Here is a 22,206-nt window from a genome sequence, read left to right on the forward strand (position 1 = left end):
ATAAGCGGGCGACAAGGGAACTTGTCGCCCGTTTTGCGTTTCCAAGGCAGGGAGTAAAGCGCAAGTGCGCTGCAGTTGTGATCAGGAGGTTCGCATGAACAAGTCATTGTTGGTTGGAGCTGTATTGGGTGCTGTTGGTGTCACAGCAGGTGGCGCGGTTGCGACCTACAGTTTGGTCAGCGGTGGGCCTCAGTACGCCGAAGTCCTGGCGGTGAAGCCGGTGACTGAAACCATCAGGACGCCGCGTGAAGAATGCAAGGACGTGGCCGTTACCCGCCAGCGTCCGGTTCAGGATCAGCATCAGATAGCAGGTACCGCTATCGGCGCCGTGGTCGGTGGTCTGCTCGGTAACCAGGTCGGTGGTGGTAACGGCAAGAAGATCGCTACCGTGGCAGGTGCCGTCGGTGGTGGTTACGCAGGTAACAAGGTGCAGGAAGGTATGCAGGGCCGCGATACCTATACCACCACCGAGACGCGTTGCAAGACCGTGACCGACTCCAGCGATAAGATCGTTGGCTATGACGTGAAATACGATCTCGATGGCAAGATCGGTAAGGTGCGAATGGACGAAGAGCCGGGCAGCAAGATCCCGGTGCGCGATGGCAAGCTGGTGCTGGCCGATTCTGAGGCGGACGAGTGATTCGCTCAGCTTGATGCATAAAAGGCGCTCTCAGGAGCGCCTTTTTCGTGGGCAATAAAAAACCGGCGCCAGGCCGGTTCTTTATAGGTGCACCTATTAACGCTTGAGCGATGCCGAGAGATGCGGCTGGATCGCGGTCAGTACGGCCTTGAAGCACTTGGTGTTGCCGGCGACGATCTGACCCTTCTCGAGGAATTCATGACCACCGCTGAAATCGCTGACTAGGCCGCCCGCTTCCTGGATCAGCAGGGCGCCTGCGGCCATGTCCCACTCGGATAGGCCGAACTCCCAGAATGCGTCGAACCGGCCTGCGGCAACGTAAGCCAGATCCAGACTGGCGGCACCCGCGCGGCGTACGCCTGCGGTCTGGCCTACCAGGCTACGGAACATGCCCAGGTAGTTCTCGAGATTGTCCAGTTGGCTGTCGCGGAACGGGAAGCCGGTGCCCAGCAGGGCGCCTTCCAGGCTCTTGCGATTGCTCACGCGTAGGCGACGGCCGTTCAGGGCTGCGCCACGGCCGCGGCTGGCGGTAAATTCTTCCTGGCGCACCGGGTCGATAATCACTGCATGCTCTAGGCGGCCGCGGTATTTACAGGCCAGGCTTACGGCGAAGTGCGGGACGCCACGGATGAAGTTGGTAGTGCCATCCAGTGGGTCGATGATCCATTGGTAATCGGCGCCTTCGCCGCTGCCTTCCAGCAGGCCACCTTCTTCGCCAAGGAAGCTGTGAGTTGGGTAGGCCTTGCGTAAAGCCTGGATGATCATCAGCTCGGCTGACCTGTCGATCTCGGTGACGTAGTCCTTGGCGTCCTTTTCATCTACAGAGATGACGTCCAGGCGTTCGATGGAGCGGAAGATCATTTCACCGGCGCTACGGGCTGCGCGCAGCGCGATATTCAGCATGGGCTGCATGGAAGTTCACCTGGGGTCGTAATAAAGCCGGCCATTCTAGCAGAAAAGCATCTCGCTTGAAGTGCCGTCGGTGTGCTGCGTGGCATAAAGCGGGGGGCTTCTGTAAGATTTGTCACCTTATTTATCCGACGCGGGCGTCTCCCTTGTTGCAGAACATTCGAGTGGTACTGGTCAATACCAGCCATCCCGGCAATATCGGCGGGGCGGCTCGTGCCATGAAAAACATGGGGCTGTCGCGGCTGGTCCTGGTCGAGCCGCGTCAGTTTCCGAGTGAGGAGGCGGTGGCGCGGGCATCTGGCGCTACCGATATCCTCGATTCTGCCCAGGTGGTTTCGTGCCTTGAAGATGCACTGGTCGGCTGCAGTCTGGTATTCGGCACCAGCGCCCGTGAGCGGCGCATCCCCTGGCCGCTGATCGATCCGCGCGAATGTGGCGTGGCGGCTGTGGAAAAGGCCTTCGCTGGTGGCGAGGTGGCGCTGGTATTCGGTCGCGAGCACGCCGGCCTGACCAACGAAGAGCTACAGCGCTGCCATTTCCATGTACATATTCCGTCCGATCCGGCATTCAGCTCGCTGAACCTAGCTGCCGCTGTGCAGGTGCTGACCTACGAAGCGCGCATGTCGGCTTTGGCGCTGGAAAACGCGCCTCGCCAGGAGGTCGCTGCCGACGAGGGTGATCAGCCGGTGACCGCTGACGAGATGGAGTCCTTCTATGGGCACCTCGAAAAGTCGTTGGTAGAGATTGGTTTTCTCGACCCGGTAAATCCGCGTCATCTGATGAGTCGTCTGCGTCGGCTGTACGGCCGCAGCGGTGTGACCAAGCTGGAAATGAACATCTTGCGCGGCGTGTTGACTGAAACGCTCAAGGCGGCGCGCGGCGAGCACCATAAGCGGGGGAAGACTGATGTTTGAGCGCATGCGGGAAGATATCCAGGGTGTTTTTCATCGTGATCCTGCGGCGCGCAATGCGTTCGAAGTGGTCACCTGCTACCCCGGATTGCATGCGGTTTGGCTGCATCGAGCGGCCCATGGGCTTTGGGTGTCAGGCTGGAAGTGGCTGGCGCGCAGCGTGTCGAACTTCAGTCGCTGGCTGACTGGCATCGAGATTCACCCAGGTGCTGTGATTGGTCGGCGTTTTTTCATCGATCACGGTATGGGTATCGTCATCGGTGAAACCGCCGAGATCGGCGATGACGTGACGCTCTATCAGGGCGTCACCCTGGGCGGCACCAGTTGGAACAAGGGCAAGCGTCACCCGACTCTCGAGGATGGCGTGGTGGTTGGGGCTGGTGCCAAGGTGCTGGGGCCGTTCACGGTCGGTGCCGGTGCCAAAATCGGTTCCAACGCGGTGGTCACCAAGGCGGTGCCGGCTGGGGCGACGGCGGTCGGTATTCCGGCCAAGATCATCGTCAAGGATGATGCGGGGCTCGAGGCGCAGCGCCAGGCCATTGCGGACAAGCTGGGTTTCGATGCCTACGGCGTCAGCCAGGACATGCCGGATCCGGTGGCGCGGGCAATCGCGCAGCTGCTCGACCACCTGCATGCGGTCGACAATCGTCTGGAAGGCATGTGCGAGGCGCTTGGTGCGCTGGGTAGTGATTACCGGGCCAAAGACTTGCCTGAGCTGCGCGCCGAGGACTTCGATGGGGTGTGTAAGGGGCAGGGTGACAAGCCCGCCGCCTGATGCATGGCAGGCCTAGCTTTGCTATGATCCGCCGCCGCTTGCGGGTTGCAAGGCGTTTAAACCTGAGTGTTTTGGTTGGTCTTATAGTTGACTTAAATACTCGGGAATAGGATAATTGCGGCACATTGTGATTCCTTGGTAACCCTTCATGCGACTGACTACCAAAGGCCGATACGCCGTGACTGCCATGCTCGATTTGGCGCTGCATGCGCAAAATGGGCCGGTATCCCTCGCCGATATCTCTGAGCGCCAGGGTATTTCTCTCTCCTACCTCGAGCAGCTGTTCGCCAAGCTCCGTCGTGGGAGTCTGGTTTCCAGCGTGCGTGGCCCGGGTGGTGGTTATCAACTGTCGCGCAACATGCAGGGTATCCAGGTCGCTGAAGTGATCGACGCGGTCAACGAATCCGTCGACGCCACCCGTTGCCAAGGGCAGGGTGGTTGTCACTCTGGCGACATCTGCCTGACCCATCACCTGTGGTGCGATCTGAGCCAGCAGATCCACGAGTTCCTCAGCGGCATCAGCTTGGCCGATCTGGTCACTCGCCGTGAGGTGCAGGAAGTCGCCCAGCGCCAGGATCAGCGTCGCTGCAATAGCAATGGCCGGGCACACCTTCTGGATAAGATTGAAGCGTCCACCGTCGATTGAGCACGCAAGGCGCCGGCCTGATACCTGATTAGGAGATACCTGAATGAAATTGCCGATCTACATGGACTATTCCGCGACAACGCCAGTCGACCCACGCGTTGCGCAAAAGATGATCGAATGCCTGACCAACGAAGGCAACTTCGGCAACCCGGCTTCGCGTTCCCACGTATTCGGCTGGAAAGCCGAAGAAGCAGTGGAAAATGCCCGCCGCCAAGTCGCCGAGCTGGTCAATGCCGACCCCCGCGAAATCGTCTGGACGTCCGGTGCCACCGAATCCGACAACCTCGCCATCAAGGGCGTTGCCAGCTTCTACGCCAGCAAAGGCAAGCACCTGATTACCTCGAAGATCGAGCACAAAGCGGTGCTCGACACCATGCGTCAGCTTGAGCGTGAAGGCTTCGAAGTTACCTATATCGAGCCGCGTGAAGATGGCCTGATCACCCCTGATATGGTCGCAGCAGCACTGCGTGAAGACACCATTCTGGTGTCGATCATGCACGTCAACAACGAAATCGGCACCGTCAATGACATTGCTGCGATCGGCGAGATGCTGCGTGCACGTGGCGTGTTCTTCCACGTCGACGCCGCCCAGTCGACCGGCAAGGTCGAGATCGATCTGCAGAATCTCAAAGTCGACCTGATGTCTTTCTCGGCGCACAAGACCTATGGCCCGAAAGGTGTCGGCGCTCTGTACGTACGCCGCAAGCCGCGTATCCGTCTGGAGGCTCAGACTCACGGTGGCGGCCACGAGCGCGGTATGCGTTCCGGTACCCTGGCGACCCATCAGTGTGTCGGCATGGGCGAAGCCTTCCGCATCGCCAAGGAAGAAATGGCTGCAGAGAACGCCAAGGTACTGGCCCTGCGTGATCGTTTCTTCAAGCATGTCGATGGTCTGGAAGAGCTGTACATCAACGGCAGCATGACGGCCCGTGTACCGCACAACCTGAACCTCAGCTTCAACTACGTCGAAGGCGAGTCGCTGATCATGGCCCTCAAGGATCTGGCGGTATCGTCCGGTTCGGCCTGTACCTCGGCCTCTCTGGAGCCTTCCTACGTGCTGCGCGCCCTGGGCCGCAACGACGAACTGGCGCACAGCTCGATTCGCTTCACCTTCGGTCGCTTCACCACCGAAGAAGAAGTCGATTACGCCGCGGAGAAAGTACGCGAGGCAGTCACCAAGCTGCGCGAACTGTCGCCGCTCTGGGATATGTTCAAAGAAGGTGTCGACATTTCCAAAGTGGAATGGGCAGCACACTAAAAGCTGCCGGTGAGCGGCGCCTGATGAAAGAGGATTCATAACATGGCTTACAGCGAAAAGGTCATCGACCACTACGAGAACCCGCGCAACGTCGGCAAGATGAACGCGGAAGATCCTGATGTCGGCACCGGCATGGTCGGCGCGCCGGCCTGCGGCGACGTGATGCGTCTGCAGATCAAGGTCAACGAGCAGGGTGTCATTGAGGATGCCAAGTTCAAGACCTACGGCTGTGGTTCCGCAATCGCTTCCAGTTCCCTGGCCACTGAGTGGATGAAGGGCAAGACGCTGGACGAGGCAGAGACCATCAAGAACACCCAGCTCGCCGAAGAATTGGCACTGCCGCCCGTAAAGATTCACTGTTCGGTACTCGCTGAGGACGCCATCAAGGCAGCCGTACGCGATTACAAACAGAAGAAAGGTTTGCTCTAAGGAGGTTCGTCGATGACCATCAGCATGACTCCAGCCGCTGCCCAGCATATTCGTCGTTCGCTCGACGGGCGTGGTAAGGGTGAGGGTATCCGTCTGGGTGTTCGCACCACGGGCTGCTCCGGCTTGGCTTACGTACTGGAGTTCGTCGATGAGACCGCCAGCGAAGATCAGGTGTTCGAGAGCCATGGCGTCAAGGTGATCATCGATCCCAAAAGCCTGGTATACCTCGACGGTACCGAGCTGGATTTCGTCAAGGAAGGGTTGAACGAAGGCTTCAAGTTCAGCAACCCGAATGTCCGTGGCGAGTGCGGTTGCGGCGAAAGCTTTAACATCTGATGAGCAGTTCTGGCCCCTGTCACTTCGCCCTGTTCGAGTTGCAGCCGAGCTTTCGTCTGGATCTTGATCAGTTGGCGGCCCGCTACCGCGAGCTTGCTCGTAGCGTGCACCCCGATCGTTTTGCTGACGCTTCTGAGCGTGAGCAGCGTCTGGCGCTTGAGCGTTCGGCAAGCCTTAACGAGGCCTATAGCACGCTCAAGAGTGATTCGCGACGGGCCCGTTATCTGCTTGCGATGCGTGGGCCCGAGCTGCCGTTGGAAGTGACGGTGCAGGATGCTGACTTCCTCATGCAGCAGATGCAGTGGCGCGAAGAGCTCGAAGAGTTGCAAGACGACGCTGATCTGGCAGGGGTTGCTGCGTTCAAGGGGCGTTTGAAGATCGCCAAGCAAAACCTCAACGATAGCTTCGCCGAGGCTTGGGAGGACAATGCGCGCCGAGAAGAGGCTGAACGCCTGATGCGCCGCATGCAGTTCCTCGACAAGCTTTCCCACGAGGTGCGCCAGCTGGAAGAGCGCCTCGACGATTAATGCACGTACGGCTGCCGTGGCCGTGCCTGATACCCAGATAAGCACCGACTACCTATGGCTTTATTGCAGATTGCTGAGCCCGGACAGAGCCCACAACCACACCAGCGTCGTCTGGCTGTAGGGATCGATCTGGGCACCACCAATTCCCTGGTCGCTGCCGTGCGCAGCGGCGTCAGCGAGCCGCTGCCGGACAGTGAGGGGCGCCTGATTCTGCCCTCGGCCGTGCGTTACCACGCCGATCGCGTCGAGGTCGGTGAAACGGCTCGTCGTGATGCCGCCAGCGACCCCTTCAACAGCATCCTGTCGGTCAAACGCCTGATGGGCCGTGGCCTTGCCGATGTGAAGCAATTGGGTGAGCAGCTGCCTTACCGCTTCGTCGCCGGCGAGTCGCACATGCCCTTCATCGACACCGTGCAGGGGCTGAAAAGCCCTGTGGAAGTGTCCGCCGACATCCTCCGTGTTTTGCGTCAGCGCGCCGAGGCGACCCTGGGTGGCGAACTGGTCGGGGCGGTGATCACCGTGCCGGCCTATTTCGACGACTCCCAGCGCCAAGCCACCAAGGATGCTGCGCGTCTGGCTGGCCTGAGCGTGCTGCGTCTGCTCAACGAGCCCACCGCTGCCGCGGTCGCCTATGGTCTCGACCAGAGCGCCGAAGGCGTGGTGGCGATCTACGACCTGGGCGGCGGCACCTTCGATATCTCCATCCTGCGTTTGACCGGTGGCGTGTTCGAGGTGCTGGCTACCGGTGGCGACAGTGCGTTGGGTGGTGACGATTTCGACCATGCCATCGCTGGTTGGATCGTCGAGCAGGCTGGTTTGTCCGCCGATATCGCGCCGGGTGCCCAGCGCAGCCTGCTGCAGACCGCCTGTGCCGCCAAGGAAGCACTGACTGATGCCGAGAGCGTCGAGGTCGTGCATGGTCAGTGGCGTGGCGTGTTGTCCCGCGCGGATTTTCAGGCGCTGGTCGAGCCGATGGTGGCGCGCAGCCTGAAAGCCTGCCGCCGTGCCGTACGTGATTCCGGTGTCGAAGTCGAAGATGTCGGTGCTGTGGTCATGGTCGGTGGTTCTACTCGTGTACCGCGTGTGCGTGAAGCGGTCGGCGAGCTGTTCGGCCGTCAGCCGCTGACCGATATCGACCCGGATCAGGTGGTCGCCATCGGTGCGGCGATCCAGGCCGATGCCCTTGCCGGCAATCGCCGTGCAGACGGCGAAGAATTGCTACTGCTGGACGTCATCCCATTGTCCCTGGGGCTGGAAACCATGGGTGGGCTGATGGAGAAGGTGATTCCGCGCAACACCACGATTCCGGTGGCTCGTGCGCAGGAATTCACTACTTACAAAGATGGCCAGAGCGCCATGATGATCCATGTGCTGCAGGGTGAGCGCGAGCTGATCAGCGATTGCCGCTCCCTGGCGCGTTTCGAGCTGCGCGGTATTCCGCCAATGGTGGCTGGCGCGGCGAAGATCCGCGTGACCTTCCAGGTGGATGCCGATGGTCTGCTCAGCGTAAGTGCCCGCGAGCTCGCTTCGGGCGTCGAAGCCAGTATCCAGGTCAAGCCGTCCTACGGCCTTACCGATGGTGAGGTGGCGCGCATGCTCAAGGACTCCTTCCAGCATGCGGGTGGCGACAAGGCCGCCCGCGCGCTGCGCGAGCAGCAGGTCGACGCCCAGCGTCTGGTCGAGGCGGTCGAGGCTGCCCTGCAGGTCGATGGCGAGCGGCTGCTGGATGCCGAAGAGCGCATGGTGATCGACCTGCAAATGCAGGAACTACGTGATTTGTTGACCGGTACCGATGGCGTGGCCATCGAGCAGCAGACCAAGCGTCTGTCGCAAGTGACCGATGCTTTTGCAGCCCGCCGCATGGATCTGACGGTGAAAGCCGCGCTGGCCGGGCGCAACCTGAATGAGATCGAGGAATAACTGATGCCTCAGGTAATTTTTCTGCCCCACGAGAAATTCTGTCCGGAAGGGCTGGTGGTGGAGGCTCAGCCTGGTACTTCCATTCTGGAGCTGGCCCACGAGCACCATATCGAGATGGAAAGCGCCTGTGGTGGCGTGTGTGCCTGTACCACCTGCCACTGCGTCGTGCGTGAAGGTTTCGACTCGCTGAACGAAGCCGACGAGCTCGAAGAGGATTACCTCGATAAGGCCTGGGGCTTGGAAGCTCAGTCGCGTCTCGCCTGTCAGGCTATCGTGGGTGAAGAAGACATCACCGTCGAAATCCCCAAGTACTCGCTCAACCACGCCGCCGAAGCGCCGCACTGATCAGGAAGCCCACGCATGAGCCTGAAATGGGTTGATGTTCTCGAGATCGCCATCCAGCTCGCCGACGGCAAGCCGGAGGTCGATCCCCGTTACGTGAATTTCGTCCAGTTGCATCGCTGGGTGGTCGAGCTGCCGGAGTTTTCCGACGACCCGCAACGTGGCGGCGAAAAGGTACTCGAAGCCATTCAGGCTGCGTGGATCGAAGAATCGCAATAACGCGTCAGGGCGGCTTTTTGCCGGCCCGGATGTGCGGAGTGAGTGCCAGTACGGGCACCGCTCTTATGCTTTTGACTGGAACCCGCGTATAATTCGCGGGTTTAATTTTTGGCTTTAATCCACCGTTTCTGGAGTTTCACATGGCTGTTCAACGCACTTTCTCCATCATCAAGCCTGATGCCGTCGCTAAAAACGTTATCGGCCAGATCACCACTCGCTTCGAAGAAGCTGGTCTGCGTATCGTTGCTTCCAAGCAACTGCAACTGTCCGAGCGCGAAGCTGCTGGCTTCTACGCCGAGCACAGCGAGCGCGGTTTCTTCAAGGATCTGGTTGCATTCATGACTTCCGGTCCGGTCATCGTGCAGGTTCTGGAAGGCGAAAACGCCATCGCCAAGAACCGTGAGCTGATGGGCGCTACCAACCCGAAAGAAGCGGCTGCCGGCACCATCCGAGCTGACTTCGCTGTTTCCATCGACGAGAACGCTGTTCACGGTTCCGATTCGGAAGCTTCCGCTGCTCGCGAAATCGCTTACTTCTTCTCCGCTACTGAGGTAAACGCTCGCATTCGCTAAGGCGAAGCGTGCGAAGGTGACGTCATGACCGACACGAATGGCAAAATCAACCTGCTGGGCCTGACCCAGCCGGAAATGGAGCAGTTCTTCGACAGTCTCGGAGAGAAGCGCTTTCGTGCCGGTCAGGTCATGAAGTGGATTCACCACTTTGGCGTCGATGATTTCGCCGCCATGACCAACGTCGGCAAGGCCTTGCGCGAAAAGCTCGAGGCCGCTGCCTACATTCGCGGGCCCGAAGTGGTCAGCGAAGATATTTCTACCGATGGCACCCGCAAGTGGGTCGTGCGTGTGGCGTCGGGCAGCTGCGTGGAAACCGTGTACATCCCCCAGGGTGGGCGTGGCACTCTTTGCGTTTCCTCGCAAGCCGGCTGTGCTCTGGACTGCAGCTTCTGCTCCACGGGCAAGCAAGGTTTCAACAGCGACCTCACCGCGGCCGAGATCATTGGCCAGGTGTGGATCGCCTGCAAATCGTTCGGCAGTGTGCCAGCGAAGATCGACCGTGCCGTCACCAACGTGGTGATGATGGGCATGGGCGAGCCGCTGCTGAACTTCGACAACGTCGTCGCTGCCATGAAAATCATGATGGACGACCTTGGCTACGGCATCTCCAAACGCAAGGTGACCCTGTCGACCTCCGGCGTGGTGCCGATGATCGACAAGCTCGGTGAAGTGATCGACGTGTCTCTGGCGCTGTCGCTGCACGCGCCAAACGACGAACTGCGTAGCCAACTGGTGCCGATCAACAAGAAATACCCGCTGGAAATGCTGCTGGCTGCCTGCAAGCGTTACGTCTCCCGTCTGGGCGAGAAACGTGTGCTGACAATCGAGTACACCCTGCTCAAGGACGTGAACGATAAACTCGAGCACGCCGAGCAGATGGTTGAGCTGCTGGCGGACATACCCTGCAAGATCAACCTGATTCCGTTCAACCCGTTTCCCCATTCGGGTTACGAGCGTCCAAGCAACAACGCCATTCGCCGTTTCCAGGAACTCTTGCAAAAAGCCGGACATAACGTCACGGTGCGCACGACTCGCGGTGAAGATATCGATGCGGCTTGTGGGCAACTGGTCGGTCAGGTCATGGATCGTACCCGCCGCAGTGAACGCTACATCGCCGTGCGCCAGTTGAATGGTGACGCGGATGCTCCGCGTCCTACCGCCAGTCGTACCTGAGAGGATCTCCATGACCGTGCTGCGTTCCCTGTTGTTTCTGCTGAGTGCAAGTCTGCTCACTGCCTGTGTCTCCACCGGTGACGTCGACCCGATGAAAACGTCCGAAGGCCGCAAGAAGGCCTACGACTCTTTCGTCCAGCTTGGCATTGGCTATCTGCAGCAGGGTGAAACCGGGCCGGCCAAGGTGCCCTTGAAGAACGCGCTGAATATCGATTCGTCCGCCCCCGATGCCCACGCCGTGCTGGCCCTGGTGTTCCAGCGCGAGATGGAACCGAAACTGGCTGATGAACATTTCCGCAAATCACTGTCGAACAACCCCAAGGACGCACGGCTGCTGAACAATTACGCAGGCTTCCTGTTCGAGCAGAAACGCTACAAAGAGGCACTGGATCGCTATAGCCTCGCCGCCGAGGACAGCCTCTACCCAGAGCGTGCCCGGGTGTTCGAGAACCTCGGTATGACCGCCATGATGCTCAAGCAGCGTGACGAGGCCAAAGCCTATTTCGAGCGTTCGCTACGCCTCAACAGCCGCCAGCCGCGTGCGCTGCTGGAAATGGCGAGCCTTTCTTACGAAGACAAACAGTATGTGCCGGCGCGCAGCTATTACGACGGCTACAGCGCCATTGCCGAACAGAACGCCCGCAGCCTGTTGTTAGGCGCGCGACTGGCCACGATCTTCGAAGATCGTGACCGTGCCGCCAGCATCGGTTTGCAGTTGAAACGTCTTTATCCCGGTACGCCGGAATACCAGCAATATCTGTCGGAGCAAAGATGAAAGCGGCCCAACCTGAAGTTGTAGCAGCTCATCACGTCAATCCTGGTGAAGCACTGCGTGCGGCGCGTGAGAGCAGGGGCTGGTCGGTCGCGGAAGTCGCGACCCAGCTCAACCTCACGTCAACGCGCCTGACCCAATTGGAAGCTGGCGAGTTCGATAAGCTGCCAGGTAATACATTCGCCCGTGGTTATATTCGCGCCTATGCCAAGCTGCTCGGCCTGGAGCAGGCGCCGCTGGTTGCCGACTTCGACCAATTCACAGGCAGCAATGCGATTGGCAGCAGTGTGCATGCACTCGGCCATATCGAAGAGCCAACGCGGTATTCGCAGAGCATCCTGCGCCTGGTCAGCTTCCTGTTGCTGGTCGGGGTGGGAAGCGCCTGTTTCTACTGGTGGCAGGATCAAGGCTGGCAGCTCGACGATCTGAAAAATGTTGGCATGGGCCACGTGGAAGTCGATGGCGCCGATGGCAATACGCAGATCCATACCCTTGATGAGCCGGAAGATCAGGCTGTGGCCGCAGCACAGAATCAGGGTGCCACCGAACTGCCGCTGCCGAGCGTTCCTGCCGAGCAGTCAGGCAACTCAGCCGACACCACGCCGGAAGCCACTGCCAGCGAACTGCTGGAACAGAACCCTCCGGCTGATACAGCCCAAGCGCCTGCCGAGGCGGGCACGCCAGCTAGCCCAGCCGCCCCTGCTGCTGCCGCACCTGCGCCAACAAGCGCTCAGCCGCAGGCTCCGGCCGCTGCTGGGGAAGGTTTGGTGAGCCTGAAGTTCACCGCTGACTGCTGGATTCAGGTGACCGACGCCAACGGGAAAGTGGTCGCCAGTGGCCTGAAACGTGCTGGCGACAGCCTTGATGCTCGCGGCCAGGCGCCGCTCGAGCTGCGTCTGGGTTTCGCCCGCGGCGTTCAGGTTAGCTACAACGGCGCGGCCGTTGATGTGGCGCCGCACATTTCTGGTGAAACCGCACGCTTGAAGTTGGGTGGGCAGTAATATGCATGGTGAATCGCCGATCAAACGCCGCCTGTCGCGCAAGATCTGGGTGGGCTCGGTTCCGGTAGGGGGCGATGCACCCATTGCCGTGCAGAGCATGACCAATACCGACACCAATGATGTTGCAGCGACCGTCGAGCAGATTCGTCGTCTCGAAGCGGCTGGCGCCGATATCGTACGGGTATCTGTGCCGGACATGGATGCTGCCGAAGCCTTTGGCCGTATCAAGAAGCTGGTCAACCTGCCGTTGGTGGCGGACATCCACTTCGATTACCAGATCGCCCTGCGTGTGGCTGAGCTGGGCGTCGATTGCCTGCGTATCAACCCCGGAAACATCGGTCGTGAAGACCGCGTTAGAGCGGTGGTCGAGGCGGCCCGTGACAAGGGCATCCCGATCCGCATCGGCGTCAACGCCGGTTCGCTGGAAAAGGACCTGCAGAAGAAATACGGCGAGCCGACTCCAGCAGCGTTGGTAGAGTCCGCGCTGCGCCATGTAGAGCATTTGGATCGTCTGAACTTCCCGGACTTCAAGGTCAGCGTAAAGGCATCCGATGTGTTCATGGCCGTCGAGGCGTATCGCCTGTTGGCCAAGCAGATCGAGCAACCGCTGCACCTGGGTATCACCGAAGCGGGTGGCTTGCGCTCCGGTACTGTGAAGTCCTCTGTCGGCCTGGGCATGCTGCTCGCCGATGGTATTGGCGACACCATCCGTATTTCTCTGGCCGCCGACCCGGTGGAAGAGATCAAGGTCGGCTTCGATATTCTCAAGTCGTTGCGCCTGCGTTCGCGGGGCATCAACTTCATCGCCTGCCCAAGCTGCTCGCGCCAGAACTTCGACGTGGTCAAGACCATGAACGAGCTGGAAACCCGCGTCGAGGATCTGCTGGTACCGCTGGATGTCGCCGTGATCGGCTGCGTGGTCAACGGCCCGGGCGAAGCCAAGGAGGCACACATCGGCCTCACTGGCGGCAGCCCGAACAACCTGGTCTACATCGACGGTAAGCCCGTCTCGAAATTGACCAACACCAACCTGGTGGATGAGCTGGAACGGCTGATCCGCACAAAGGCGGCCGAGAAGGTCGCAGCCGACGCGGCCGTGATCGTGCGCGGCTGATCCGTGCTTAAGGAAAACAATTGAGCAAGTCCCTGCAAGCCATTCGTGGCATGAACGATATCCTGCCGCAGCAGACCCCAGCCTGGCGTTACCTGGAAACTACCCTGGCAGAGCTGCTGGACAGCTACGGCTATCAGGAAATGCGTCTGCCGATCCTCGAGTTCACCGAACTGTTCGCCCGCGGCATCGGCGAGGGCACCGACGTGGTCGACAAGGAGATGTACACCTTTCTCGACCGCAATAATGAATCGCTGACCCTGCGCCCCGAAGGCACTGCAGGCTGCGTGCGCGCAGTGCTCGAGCATGGCATGACCGGTGGCGGCCAGGTGCAGAAGCTCTGGTACGCGGGCCCCATGTTCCGCTACGAGAAGCCGCAGAAGGGCCGGTATCGCCAGTTCCACCAGATCGGCGTTGAAGTCTTCAATCTGCCTGGGCCGGACATTGATGCCGAGCTGATCACCCTGACCTGGCGCCTGTGGAAGCAATTGGGTCTGAGCGATGCGGTGACCCTGCAGCTCAACAGCCTGGGTTCCAGCGAAGCCCGGGCGGTATATCGCGAGGCCCTGGTGGCCTATCTGCAGGAGCGCTTCGATCAGCTTGACGAAGACAGCCAGCGCCGCTTGACCACCAACCCACTGCGCATTCTTGACAGTAAGGTGGCCACGACTCAGGCGCTGCTTGCCGACGCACCGACGCTGCACGACTACCTGGACGAAGAGTCCCGCGTCCATTTCGAGGGCCTCAAGGCGCGTCTCGATGCGGTCGGTATCGCCTACCAGATCAACCCCAAGCTGGTACGTGGTCTGGATTACTACGGCCGTACGGTGTTCGAGTGGGTCACCGACAAACTCGGCTCCCAAGGCACCGTGTGTGCCGGTGGCCGTTACGATGGCCTGATCACCCAGTTCGGCGGTAAGCCGACGCCGGGTGTTGGCTTCGCCATGGGCGTCGAGCGTCTGGTGCTGCTGCTGGAAACCCTGCAGCGCGTGCCGGCCGAGCTGAGCCGCCCGGCTGATGCCTTTATTTGCGCCTTTGGCGAGCCCGCCGAGTTGGCAGCGCTGGCCCTGGCGGAAAGCCTGCGTAACGAAGTTCCGGGGCTACGCCTGCTGGTTAACGCCGGTAGCGGTAGTTTCAAGAGTCAGTTCAAGAAGGCCGACAAGAGCGGCGCTACCTATGCGCTGATTCTGGGTGAGGACGAACTGGCTGCTCGCGTGGTAGGTTGCAAACCTTTGCGCGATGACAGCGAACAACAAAGCATTGCCTGGTCGGATCTTGCCGGCCATCTGGCGTCCTGCACCCAGCAGGCTTGAGCGATTTAGCGATTAAGGAGTATTGGGGTGGCGTTGAATAGCGATGATGATGAACTGGCCGGCTTCAAGGACTGGTGGCAGCGCAATGGTAAACCGCTGATAGCGGGCGGTGCCCTGGCGCTGATCGTGGTATTCGGCTGGCAGGCCTGGCAGAAGTACCAGAGCAATCAGGCTCAAGGTGCTTCCATGCTCTACCAGCAACTGCTGGAATCGGCCCTGACCCCGAGCGGTCAGCCTGACGCGGCCAAGGTGGCGGCGTTGGCAGGCCAGTTGAAGAGTGATTTCGGCGGTACTCAGTACGCTCAGTACGGCAGCCTGTTCGTGGCCAAGGTCGCGGTCGAGACTGGCAAGCTGGACGATGCTGCCAGTGAATTGCGCAGCGTTGTCGACAAGCCAGCCAATGACACCCTTGGCGAGCTCGCTCGTCAGCGTCTGGCTCGCGTGCTGGCTGCCCAGGACAAAGCCGACGAAGCCTTGAAGCTGCTCGATGGCGACGCCGATAATGCTTACCTGGCCAGCCGCGAAGAACTCAAGGGTGACCTGCTGGTGAAGTTGGGCCGCGCCGATGATGCCCACGCTGCCTATGTGAAGGCCAAGGGTGCGCTGTCTGAAGAGGCTGCCGTGGGTGGTCTGCAGATGAAGATCGACGACCTGGCCAAAGGGGATGCATGACGTGATGCGTTGGAAGAATGTCGCACTGCTGGCCCTGGCCGTTCTGGTCGTTGGTTGCAGCAGCAACAGCAAGAAAGAACTGCCACCTGCCGAGCTTCCCAAATTCAAAGAGGAAGTGAAGCTGCAGAAAGAGTGGAGCCGTTCGATCGGTAACGGTCAGGGCGACATCTACAACATGCTCGAGCCTGTGGTCGATGGCGAGCAGATCTTCGCCGCTGATGTCGAAGGCCTGATCGTCTCCATGGAGCGCACCACCGGTAAGGTGTCCTGGAAGAAAGAACTCGAGGCACCGGTTTCCGGCGGTGTGGCTGCTGGCTACGGTATGGTTGTGGTCGGCACCCTCAAAGGTGAAGTGATCGCGCTTGATTCGTCCACTGGTGAAGAGAAGTGGCGCTCCAAGGTACCGAGCGAAGTCCTCTCGGCTCCGGCCATCAGCAGCGACACCGTGCTGGTACAGACTCAGGATGACACGCTGGTTGCCCTGGACGCCTACAGCGGCCAGCAGCGCTGGATCTTCGAAAATACCCCGGCGGTACTGACTCTGCGCGGCACTGGCAGCCCGGTACTGACCAACCAGTTGGCCATCGCTGGTCTGTCGAGCGGTAAGGTCATTGCCCTGGATGCCCAGCGTGGCATTCCAGTGTGGGAGCAACGTGTTGCTATCCCGCAAGGCCGTTCCGAGCTTGATCGTATTGTTGATATCGATGGTGGTCTGCTGCTGTCCGGTGGCCAACTGTACGTAGTGACCTATCAGGGGCGTGTCGCTTCTCTCGATCTGGAAAGCGGCCGTGTGCTGTGGCAGCGCGAGGCCTCCAGCTCCATGGGTGTGGCGCAGGGCTTTGGTAACGTCTATGTGACCCTTGCCAGCGGCACCGTGGAAAGTATCGACGAGCGTTCGGCTTCGGCCCTGTGGACCAACGATGCCCTGGCCCGTCGCCAGCTGTCAGCGCCTCAGGTGTTCTCCAGCTATGTCGCGTTTGGTGATCTGGAAGGCTACCTGCACCTGATCAGTCAGGTCGATGGCCGTTTCGTCGGCCGTATCCGCATTGACAGCGACGGCCTGCGTACTCGTCCGCTGGTCGTCGGCGACTGGCTGTATGCCTTCGGCAACGGCGGCAAACTGGTGGCATTGACCATCAAGTAAAGCCCGGCTCCACCTGTCCGGTATTGCCGGGCAAGTGGGGCAGATAGCGCAAGATTTGTGGCCGCTGCCTGTGCAGCGGCTTTTGTATTTTCTGAAATAACGAAGTGGAGAGCCGAATGGTTCCCGTAATTGCCCTGGTGGGCCGGCCGAACGTCGGCAAATCCACCCTGTTCAACCGCCTGACCCGCACCCGCGACGCGATCGTCGGTGACCTTTCGGGTCTGACCCGCGACCGCCAGTACGGCGAGGCCAAATGGCAGGGGCGTACCTATATCGTGATCGACACCGGTGGTATTTCCGGTGACGAAGAAGGCATCGACGCAAAGATGGCCGAGCAGTCCCTGCACGCCATCGAAGAAGCCGACGCCGTGCTGTTCCTGGTCGACGCCCGTGCCGGGCTGTCCGCCTCCGATCAGATGATTGGCGAGCACCTGCGCAAGCGCAACAAGCGCAGCTTCCTGGTGGTCAACAAGGTAGACAACATAGACCCGGATCTGGCCCGCGCCGAATTCGCCCCGCTGGGCATGGGCGAAGCCCTGGCCATCGCCGGTGCCCATGGCCGTGGTATCACCCAGATGCTCGAAGCGGCACTGGGCAGCTTCCCCAAGGATGCTGGCGAGCTGGCTGACGGTGAAGAACCTGAAATCGTCGCCGAGGGCGAGGAGCCCAAGCGTATTCCTGGGCCGAGCGAGAAGGACGGCATCAAGCTGGCCATCATCGGTCGTCCCAACGTCGGCAAGTCGACCCTGGTCAACCGCATGCTCGGTGAAGACCGGGTCATCGTCTACGATCAGGCCGGTACCACCCGCGACAGCATCTACATCCCGTTCGAGCGCGATGACGAGAAGTACACCCTGATCGATACCGCTGGCGTGCGCCGCCGCGGCAAGATCTTCGAAGCGGTGGAAAAGTTCTCGGTGGTGAAAACCCTGCAGGCGATTCAGGATTCCAACGTCGTGGTGTTCGTCATGGACGCCCGCGAAGGGGTGGTCGACCATGACCTCAACCTGCTCGGCTTCGTGCTCGAGAGTGGCCGTGCTTTGGTCATCGCGCTGAACAAGTGGGACGGCATGGAGCCCAGCGAGCGTGAATACGTGAAGACCGAGCTGCAACGCCGGTTGTTCTTCGTCGACTTCGCCGACATTCACTTCATCTCGGCGCTGCATGGCACCGGTGTGGGTCATATTTACAAGTCGGTGCAGGCCTCGTTCCAGTCGGCGATCACGCGCTGGCCGACCAACCGCCTGACCCAGATCCTCGAAGACGCCGTGGGCGACCATGCGCCGCCGATGGTCAACAACCGTCGCATCAAGCTGCGCTACGCTCACTTGGGCGGCGCCAACCCGCCGTTGATCGTGATCCACGGCAACCAGGTCGATGCGGTGCCCAAGTCGTATATTCGCTACTTGGAAAACACCTACCGTCGTGTGCTCAAACTGGTCGGTACGCCGATCCGTATCGAGTTCAAAGGTGGCGAGAACCCGTATGAGGGCAACAAAAATACCCTTACGGATCGCCAGGTGAACAAGAAGCGTCGCCTGATGAGCCACCACAAGAAAGCCGAGAAGAAGCGCAAGGACAAGCGTTGATCGATCCACAGCCTGGTACTTCCAGGTAGAGGGTTGTCCTCAGGTCGCAAAAAAAAGGATAGCTACGGTGTAGCTATCCTTTTTTCGTTTCAGGCCGCTGTGATCAGGCCTGCTTACGCCCTCCGTGATTGAGCGATAGCTGATGATGTTCAGCTATTCGTCGCTAGGGCGTCTTGGTTTGGGCCTTCGCAATGGGAACCCTTCACGGGCACGCCTGCCCAGCGTTGAATGAGGTTGTCATTTTGGAAAACGTTGGGCACTCCACGTCGATTTCGGCGACTAATCCAGAACCCTACGGCCACAAGAAGGATTTCATGATGAAAGTATTGATGGTGCTGACTTCCCACGATCAGCTCGGCAACACCGGCGAGAAAACCGGCTTCTGGCTCGAAGAGTTCGCCGCCCCGTATTACGTATTCAAGGACGCTGGCGCCGAGGTGGTGCTGGCTTCGCCGGCCGGCGGCCAGCCGCCGCTGGACCCGAAAAGTGACCTGCCGGATTTCCAGACCGAGCACACTCACCGCTTCAAGGCCGACCCCGACGCACAGCAAGCCCTGGCCAATACCGTCAAGCTGGAAACCATCCGTGACGCGGGCTTCGACACCGTGTTCTACCCAGGCGGCCACGGCCCACTGTGGGATCTGGCCGAGTCGAAGCTGTCCATCAGCCTGATCGAAGCCTTCGAACGCGCCGGCAAGCCTATCGGCTTCGTCTGCCACGCCCCTGGCGTGCTGCGTCACGTCAAAGCCGCCGACGGCTCGCCGCTGATCAAGGGCCGCCGCGTCACCGGTTTCACCAACGGTGAAGAGGCGGCAGTGAAGCTGACCGACGTGGTGCCGTTCCTGATCGAGGACGAGTTTCAGAAGCTCGGTGGCCTGTACGAAAAAGGCCCGGACTGGGCACCCTTCGTGATCGAAGACGGCAAGCTGATCACTGGCCAGAACCCCGCCAGCTCGGAAGACGTCGCCAAGGCGCTGCTCGCGCAACTCAAGTAACCGCTGAGCGAGGCTGAATCGCCCGTGCAGATGCTGCACGGGGATTCAGCCTTTTCCGGTCAGTGCCCGACTACCGAAGGACCTCCGATGATCACGCTTCACCACCTCAATGCCTCGCGCTCGTTGCGCATCCTCTGGCTGTTGGAGGAAATAGGCGAGCCTTACAGGCTGGTTCGCTATCAGCGAAACCCCGCTACGCATCTGGCCCCGGATTCTCTCAAGCAGATTCACCCGCTGGGCAAATCACCGGTCATCGAAATCGACGGGCAGTTGCTGAGCGAGTCAGGGGCAATAGTCGAATACCTGATCCGTCGCTTTGCGCCACGGCTGGAGCCGGATTTCAGCTCGCCGGCTTATCTTCACTACCTCCAGTGGCTGCACTTTTCCGAAAGCTCGGCGATGGTGCCGGTACTGCTGAAGATCTTCACCCGCTTCGAGCAGGACGCCGGCACCACGCTGTCGTTCCTCGGCGGCTATACCCAGACCGAGTTCGACAAGGTGCTGGGTTACCTGGATGAGTTTCTCGCCGACAAGCACTTCGTGCTCGGCGAGATGCTGTCCGGCGCGGACTTCATGCTGGCCTTCGTAGCGATCACCGTCGTCGAGCAGTTGGCCCTGGGCGAGCGATATCCACATCTCGCCGCCTACCTGCAGCGCCTGACCGCACTGCCAAGCTGGCAGCGAGCAATGGCGCTGGAAAGTCAGCAGGGCTGAAGCATCAGCCGCCAACGCCGCTGGCGGCTACTTCCGGGTGAACGTGCGGCTGCCAGCCGCCGCCCAATGCACGGAATGCCGCTATCGCGGCGCGGGCCGACTCAATCTGCGCCTGCGCTCTCGCGTCGGAAGCCTGGAGCAGCGTCTCGTCGGCGTTGAGCACATCGATCAAGCTGGCCGTGCCGTTTTGGTAAGCGATGAACGAAGACTGCCGGGCCCGTGTCAGCGATGTTTCTCCCGCCAATAGGGTCGAGGCTTGGGCCTCGCGGTTCACCAGGGCAGAGAACGCGTTCTCGACGTCTTCTGTCGCCCGTAGCACTGAGAGGCGATAGCTGGCGAGCGCTTCGGCTTCCTGGCCCTTGGCCTGATCGATCTGGGCATTGATGCGGCCGAAGTCGAAGAGCCTCCAGCGCAACCCCAGAACGCCCGCCGATTGACTGGCTCCGCTGCTGAACAGGTTGCCGCCCGAGGTGGTAGCGCTGCCGATCAGCGCACCGAGTGAAAACTTTGGGTAATACTCGCTGATCGCCACGCCGATGCGCGCATTGGCAGCCTTGAGTTGGCGCTCGGCGGCGATGAGATCCGGGCGGCGACGCAGCAGGTCGGCCGGCGAGCCGGTTTCCGAAATCTGCGGTGCCCGTGGAATTGCGCTGGCTGCAGACAACTCGTCACGGTATGTGCCTGGCGGTGCGCCGAGCACCACATCCAGCGCGTTCATGGCTGCATCTAGCCCTGCCTGCAGCACCGGTACGCTTGCCCGAACCTGCGACAGTTCGCCCTCGGTCTGATGCATCTGGAACTCGGCGGCAAGGCCTCTGCTGTGCAGCAGGCGAACTTTGTCCAGCAAGTCCTGCTGGGTTTTGACCTGCCGCTCGGCAATCTCGAGGCGGGCCTGCAAGCCACGAATGGCGGTGTATACATCCGCAGTCTGCGCGGCGATGGCCAGCCGGGTGGCGACCACGCCAGCCTCGGATGCCTGGTACTCGGCAACTGCGGCCTCGCGGCCACGACGCAAGCCTCCGAACACATCCAGCTCCCAGCTCGCTTCGAGGTTGGCCTCATAGCTATTACCATAGCGGTCATAGCCAGGCGTGGAGTCGAGCACCTGGCCCAGTGGCGTTTCCACTGACTGGTAGGCGCGTGCTGCTTGTCCGTTGATGTTGCCGGAAGGGAGCAGCGCCGCATTGGCTGCACCGAGCCCGGCGCGTGCCTGGGAAACACGAGCCTGTGCCTGTGCCATATCCAGGTTCTGCTCCAATGCCTTGGCGACCAGGCTGCTCAGTAGCGGGTCACCGAAGCCTTCCCACCACAGTGCAAAGTTGGCGGGCTTGGCGTCTGGCCGTTGCTCGACGGCGGCCTGGCCGAGATAACGATCAGCCAGCGGAGCGTCCGCTCGCTGATAGTCCGGGCCGACCGCGCAACCTGCGACCAGGCTGGTGCTCACCACGATAGCGAGAATACGGAAGGGAGGCATGGTGTTTCTCTCAGGCGAGATATAGGGTGTGACCATATTATAGATTGGTCACTTGCTGTCAATCAGCTCACCATGGAGTTAAGCTGCAGGCATGAACGAAACTATGAATACGCCATCCACTCGCGGGCCTTTGGATCACGACGTCCGCGATCAGGTCATCAACGCGGCGACCAAGCATTTCGGCCACTACGGTTACGAGAAGACCACCGTGTCCGACCTGGCCAAGGCCATTGGTTTTTCCAAGGCCTACATCTACAAGTTCTTCGATTCCAAGCAGGCCATCGGTGAGGTGATCTGCTCGAATCGACTGGCCATGATCATGGAAATCGTTGATGCCGCCATCGCCGATGCGCCGACCGCGTCCGAGAAGCTGAGGCGCCTGTTCCGCTCGATTTCAGAGGCAGGCAGCGATCTTTTCTTCCACGACCGCAAGCTCTATGACATCGCTTCGGTCGCTTCGCGCGATCAATGGCCGTCGGTCAAGGCTCATGAACTGCGCATCCGCGCAATCATCCAGCAGATCCTTCTCGATGGGCGTGAGGCGGGTGAATTCGAGCGCAAGACGCCGCTGGACGAAACCACCAACGCGATCTTTCTGGTTATCCGCCCGTACGTGAACTCCGCTCAGTTGCAGTACAACCTCGACACCGTTCCCGAGGCGGCCGTGCATCTGCCTGCTTTGATATTGCGTAGCTTGGCGCCGTAGATAATCTTTGTGACCATTGACAATATTGGTCACAGGTCAAAGAATGTGGTTCCCGTAT

The 22,206-nt window shown here is 60.4% G+C and carries 25 protein-coding genes; 23 read left to right on the forward strand and 2 right to left on the reverse strand.

The window, feature by feature from the left end:
* The first annotated feature begins 94 nt into the window (after nt 1-94).
* Complete coding sequence (locus ACZ3GY_RS03605) at nt 95-640, forward strand: glycine zipper 2TM domain-containing protein (protein ID WP_463563956.1); 546 nt, start codon at nt 95-97, stop codon at nt 638-640.
* A 96-nt stretch (nt 641-736) separates the two neighbouring features.
* Here the strand turns inward: ACZ3GY_RS03605 and suhB are convergent, their stop codons facing one another.
* Nucleotides 737-1,552 (reverse strand): type III secretion system regulator SuhB, encoded by an 816-nt coding sequence (suhB, locus tag ACZ3GY_RS03610; RefSeq protein ID WP_463563957.1) that lies wholly within the window; start codon nt 1,550-1,552, stop codon nt 737-739.
* A 143-nt stretch (nt 1,553-1,695) separates the two neighbouring features.
* On the opposite strand from suhB, the gene trmJ reads away from it, so the two are divergent.
* The 21 genes from trmJ to ACZ3GY_RS03715 all read left to right on the forward strand — a co-directional run bounded on the left by trmJ (nt 1,696) and on the right by ACZ3GY_RS03715 (nt 19,968).
* On the forward strand, nt 1,696-2,463 hold the full coding sequence (trmJ, locus tag ACZ3GY_RS03615; protein WP_463563958.1) for a tRNA (cytosine(32)/uridine(32)-2'-O)-methyltransferase TrmJ: 768 nt from the start codon (nt 1,696-1,698) through the stop codon (nt 2,461-2,463).
* Entirely contained in the window at nt 2,456-3,235 is a 780-nt protein-coding gene (gene cysE / locus ACZ3GY_RS03620; RefSeq protein WP_225834439.1) for a serine O-acetyltransferase, read from the forward strand. The genes trmJ and cysE overlap by 8 nt, the downstream gene beginning before the upstream one ends.
* 148 nt (nt 3,236-3,383) lie before the next feature.
* The gene (gene iscR, locus ACZ3GY_RS03625) at nt 3,384-3,881 is read left to right on the forward strand and encodes a Fe-S cluster assembly transcriptional regulator IscR (RefSeq protein WP_225834437.1); all 498 of its coding nucleotides are present in this window, start codon (nt 3,384-3,386) and stop codon (nt 3,879-3,881) included.
* A gap of 43 nt (nt 3,882-3,924) precedes the next feature.
* Entirely contained in the window at nt 3,925-5,139 is a 1,215-nt protein-coding gene (locus ACZ3GY_RS03630) for an IscS subfamily cysteine desulfurase (protein ID WP_225834435.1), read from the forward strand.
* 42 nt (nt 5,140-5,181) lie between these two features.
* Entirely contained in the window at nt 5,182-5,568 is a 387-nt protein-coding gene (gene iscU / locus ACZ3GY_RS03635; RefSeq protein ID WP_002552476.1) for a Fe-S cluster assembly scaffold IscU, read from the forward strand.
* A 12-nt stretch (nt 5,569-5,580) separates the two neighbouring features.
* The gene (gene iscA / locus ACZ3GY_RS03640; RefSeq protein WP_225834433.1) at nt 5,581-5,904 is read left to right on the forward strand and encodes an iron-sulfur cluster assembly protein IscA; all 324 of its coding nucleotides are present in this window, start codon (nt 5,581-5,583) and stop codon (nt 5,902-5,904) included.
* The gene (gene hscB, locus ACZ3GY_RS03645; RefSeq protein ID WP_225834432.1) at nt 5,904-6,431 is read left to right on the forward strand and encodes a co-chaperone HscB; all 528 of its coding nucleotides are present in this window, start codon (nt 5,904-5,906) and stop codon (nt 6,429-6,431) included. The genes iscA and hscB overlap by 1 nt, the downstream gene beginning before the upstream one ends.
* Before the next feature lie 54 nt (nt 6,432-6,485).
* Nucleotides 6,486-8,351 carry a Fe-S protein assembly chaperone HscA gene (hscA, locus tag ACZ3GY_RS03650; protein ID WP_465908960.1) on the forward strand — a complete coding sequence of 622 codons (1,866 nt, stop codon included), beginning with the start codon at nt 6,486-6,488 and terminating at the stop codon, nt 8,349-8,351.
* 3 nt (nt 8,352-8,354) lie between these two features.
* A complete protein-coding gene (gene fdx / locus ACZ3GY_RS03655; RefSeq protein ID WP_042555296.1) occupies nt 8,355-8,696 on the forward strand; it encodes an ISC system 2Fe-2S type ferredoxin in 342 nt (113 codons plus the stop codon).
* Between the two features lie 15 nt (nt 8,697-8,711).
* Nucleotides 8,712-8,912 (forward strand): Fe-S cluster assembly protein IscX, encoded by a 201-nt coding sequence (iscX, locus tag ACZ3GY_RS03660; protein ID WP_225834429.1) that lies wholly within the window; start codon nt 8,712-8,714, stop codon nt 8,910-8,912.
* A gap of 140 nt (nt 8,913-9,052) precedes the next feature.
* A complete protein-coding gene (gene ndk / locus ACZ3GY_RS03665) occupies nt 9,053-9,484 on the forward strand; it encodes a nucleoside-diphosphate kinase (protein ID WP_225834427.1) in 432 nt (143 codons plus the stop codon).
* Nucleotides 9,485-9,508: 24 nt separating this feature from the next.
* A complete protein-coding gene (rlmN, locus tag ACZ3GY_RS03670; protein WP_463563967.1) occupies nt 9,509-10,657 on the forward strand; it encodes a dual-specificity RNA methyltransferase RlmN in 1,149 nt (382 codons plus the stop codon).
* 10 nt (nt 10,658-10,667) lie between these two features.
* Nucleotides 10,668-11,432, forward strand: a complete 765-nt coding sequence (pilW, locus tag ACZ3GY_RS03675; protein ID WP_465908961.1) for a type IV pilus biogenesis/stability protein PilW — start codon at nt 10,668-10,670, stop codon at nt 11,430-11,432.
* On the forward strand, nt 11,429-12,430 hold the full coding sequence (locus tag ACZ3GY_RS03680) for a RodZ domain-containing protein (RefSeq protein ID WP_465908962.1): 1,002 nt from the start codon (nt 11,429-11,431) through the stop codon (nt 12,428-12,430). The genes pilW and ACZ3GY_RS03680 overlap by 4 nt, the downstream gene beginning before the upstream one ends.
* Before the next feature lies 1 nt (nt 12,431).
* Complete coding sequence (gene ispG, locus ACZ3GY_RS03685) at nt 12,432-13,544, forward strand: flavodoxin-dependent (E)-4-hydroxy-3-methylbut-2-enyl-diphosphate synthase (protein ID WP_465908963.1); 1,113 nt, start codon at nt 12,432-12,434, stop codon at nt 13,542-13,544.
* A gap of 20 nt (nt 13,545-13,564) precedes the next feature.
* Nucleotides 13,565-14,854: a histidine--tRNA ligase gene (hisS, locus tag ACZ3GY_RS03690; RefSeq protein WP_465908964.1), complete on the forward strand. Its 1,290-nt coding sequence runs from the start codon at nt 13,565-13,567 to the stop codon at nt 14,852-14,854.
* A gap of 33 nt (nt 14,855-14,887) precedes the next feature.
* On the forward strand, nt 14,888-15,526 hold the full coding sequence (locus tag ACZ3GY_RS03695) for a tetratricopeptide repeat protein (RefSeq protein ID WP_465909226.1): 639 nt from the start codon (nt 14,888-14,890) through the stop codon (nt 15,524-15,526).
* Nucleotides 15,519-16,670 carry an outer membrane protein assembly factor BamB gene (gene bamB / locus ACZ3GY_RS03700; protein ID WP_465908965.1) on the forward strand — a complete coding sequence of 384 codons (1,152 nt, stop codon included), beginning with the start codon at nt 15,519-15,521 and terminating at the stop codon, nt 16,668-16,670. Before ACZ3GY_RS03695 ends, bamB begins: the two co-directional genes overlap by 8 nt.
* A 116-nt stretch (nt 16,671-16,786) precedes the next feature.
* Nucleotides 16,787-18,259: a ribosome biogenesis GTPase Der gene (der, locus tag ACZ3GY_RS03705; RefSeq protein WP_225834412.1), complete on the forward strand. Its 1,473-nt coding sequence runs from the start codon at nt 16,787-16,789 to the stop codon at nt 18,257-18,259.
* A gap of 317 nt (nt 18,260-18,576) precedes the next feature.
* The gene (locus ACZ3GY_RS03710) at nt 18,577-19,254 is read left to right on the forward strand and encodes a type 1 glutamine amidotransferase domain-containing protein (protein WP_465909227.1); all 678 of its coding nucleotides are present in this window, start codon (nt 18,577-18,579) and stop codon (nt 19,252-19,254) included.
* A gap of 87 nt (nt 19,255-19,341) precedes the next feature.
* Nucleotides 19,342-19,968 (forward strand): glutathione S-transferase family protein, encoded by a 627-nt coding sequence (locus ACZ3GY_RS03715; RefSeq protein WP_465908967.1) that lies wholly within the window; start codon nt 19,342-19,344, stop codon nt 19,966-19,968.
* Nucleotides 19,969-19,972: 4 nt separating this feature from the next.
* Here the strand turns inward: ACZ3GY_RS03715 and ACZ3GY_RS03720 are convergent, their stop codons facing one another.
* The gene (locus ACZ3GY_RS03720) at nt 19,973-21,442 is read right to left on the reverse strand and encodes an efflux transporter outer membrane subunit (RefSeq protein ID WP_465908968.1); all 1,470 of its coding nucleotides are present in this window, start codon (nt 21,440-21,442) and stop codon (nt 19,973-19,975) included.
* Between the two features lie 91 nt (nt 21,443-21,533).
* Between ACZ3GY_RS03720 and ACZ3GY_RS03725 the strand changes: the two genes are divergently transcribed.
* Nucleotides 21,534-22,148 carry a TetR/AcrR family transcriptional regulator gene (locus tag ACZ3GY_RS03725; protein ID WP_465908969.1) on the forward strand — a complete coding sequence of 205 codons (615 nt, stop codon included), beginning with the start codon at nt 21,534-21,536 and terminating at the stop codon, nt 22,146-22,148.
* The last annotated feature ends 58 nt before the right edge of the window (nt 22,149-22,206 follow it).

The sequence above is a fragment of the Pseudomonas sp. PME37.24/006 genome (assembly GCF_055556635.1).

Bases quoted from the DNA above. Each gene is read 5' to 3' on its own strand.
- ACZ3GY_RS03605 (WP_463563956.1), top strand. From the start codon at position 95: ATGAACAAGTCATTGTTGGTTGGAGCTGTATTGGGTGCTGTTGGTGTC.
- suhB (WP_463563957.1), bottom strand. From the start codon at position 1,552: ATGCAGCCCATGCTGAATATCGCGCTGCGCGCAGCCCGTAGCGCCGGT.
- cysE (WP_225834439.1), top strand. From the start codon at position 2,456: ATGTTTGAGCGCATGCGGGAAGATATCCAGGGTGTTTTTCATCGTGAT.
- iscR (WP_225834437.1), top strand. From the start codon at position 3,384: ATGCGACTGACTACCAAAGGCCGATACGCCGTGACTGCCATGCTCGAT.
- ACZ3GY_RS03630 (WP_225834435.1), top strand. From the start codon at position 3,925: ATGAAATTGCCGATCTACATGGACTATTCCGCGACAACGCCAGTCGAC.
- iscU (WP_002552476.1), top strand. From the start codon at position 5,182: ATGGCTTACAGCGAAAAGGTCATCGACCACTACGAGAACCCGCGCAAC.
- iscA (WP_225834433.1), top strand. From the start codon at position 5,581: ATGACCATCAGCATGACTCCAGCCGCTGCCCAGCATATTCGTCGTTCG.
- hscB (WP_225834432.1), top strand. From the start codon at position 5,904: ATGAGCAGTTCTGGCCCCTGTCACTTCGCCCTGTTCGAGTTGCAGCCG.
- hscA (WP_465908960.1), top strand. From the start codon at position 6,486: ATGGCTTTATTGCAGATTGCTGAGCCCGGACAGAGCCCACAACCACAC.
- fdx (WP_042555296.1), top strand. From the start codon at position 8,355: ATGCCTCAGGTAATTTTTCTGCCCCACGAGAAATTCTGTCCGGAAGGG.
- iscX (WP_225834429.1), top strand. From the start codon at position 8,712: ATGAGCCTGAAATGGGTTGATGTTCTCGAGATCGCCATCCAGCTCGCC.
- ndk (WP_225834427.1), top strand. From the start codon at position 9,053: ATGGCTGTTCAACGCACTTTCTCCATCATCAAGCCTGATGCCGTCGCT.
- rlmN (WP_463563967.1), top strand. From the start codon at position 9,509: ATGACCGACACGAATGGCAAAATCAACCTGCTGGGCCTGACCCAGCCG.
- pilW (WP_465908961.1), top strand. From the start codon at position 10,668: ATGACCGTGCTGCGTTCCCTGTTGTTTCTGCTGAGTGCAAGTCTGCTC.
- ACZ3GY_RS03680 (WP_465908962.1), top strand. From the start codon at position 11,429: ATGAAAGCGGCCCAACCTGAAGTTGTAGCAGCTCATCACGTCAATCCT.
- ispG (WP_465908963.1), top strand. From the start codon at position 12,432: ATGCATGGTGAATCGCCGATCAAACGCCGCCTGTCGCGCAAGATCTGG.
- bamB (WP_465908965.1), top strand. From the start codon at position 15,519: ATGCATGACGTGATGCGTTGGAAGAATGTCGCACTGCTGGCCCTGGCC.
- der (WP_225834412.1), top strand. From the start codon at position 16,787: ATGGTTCCCGTAATTGCCCTGGTGGGCCGGCCGAACGTCGGCAAATCC.
- ACZ3GY_RS03710 (WP_465909227.1), top strand. From the start codon at position 18,577: ATGAAAGTATTGATGGTGCTGACTTCCCACGATCAGCTCGGCAACACC.
- ACZ3GY_RS03715 (WP_465908967.1), top strand. From the start codon at position 19,342: ATGATCACGCTTCACCACCTCAATGCCTCGCGCTCGTTGCGCATCCTC.
- ACZ3GY_RS03720 (WP_465908968.1), bottom strand. From the start codon at position 21,442: ATGCCTCCCTTCCGTATTCTCGCTATCGTGGTGAGCACCAGCCTGGTC.
- ACZ3GY_RS03725 (WP_465908969.1), top strand. From the start codon at position 21,534: ATGAACGAAACTATGAATACGCCATCCACTCGCGGGCCTTTGGATCAC.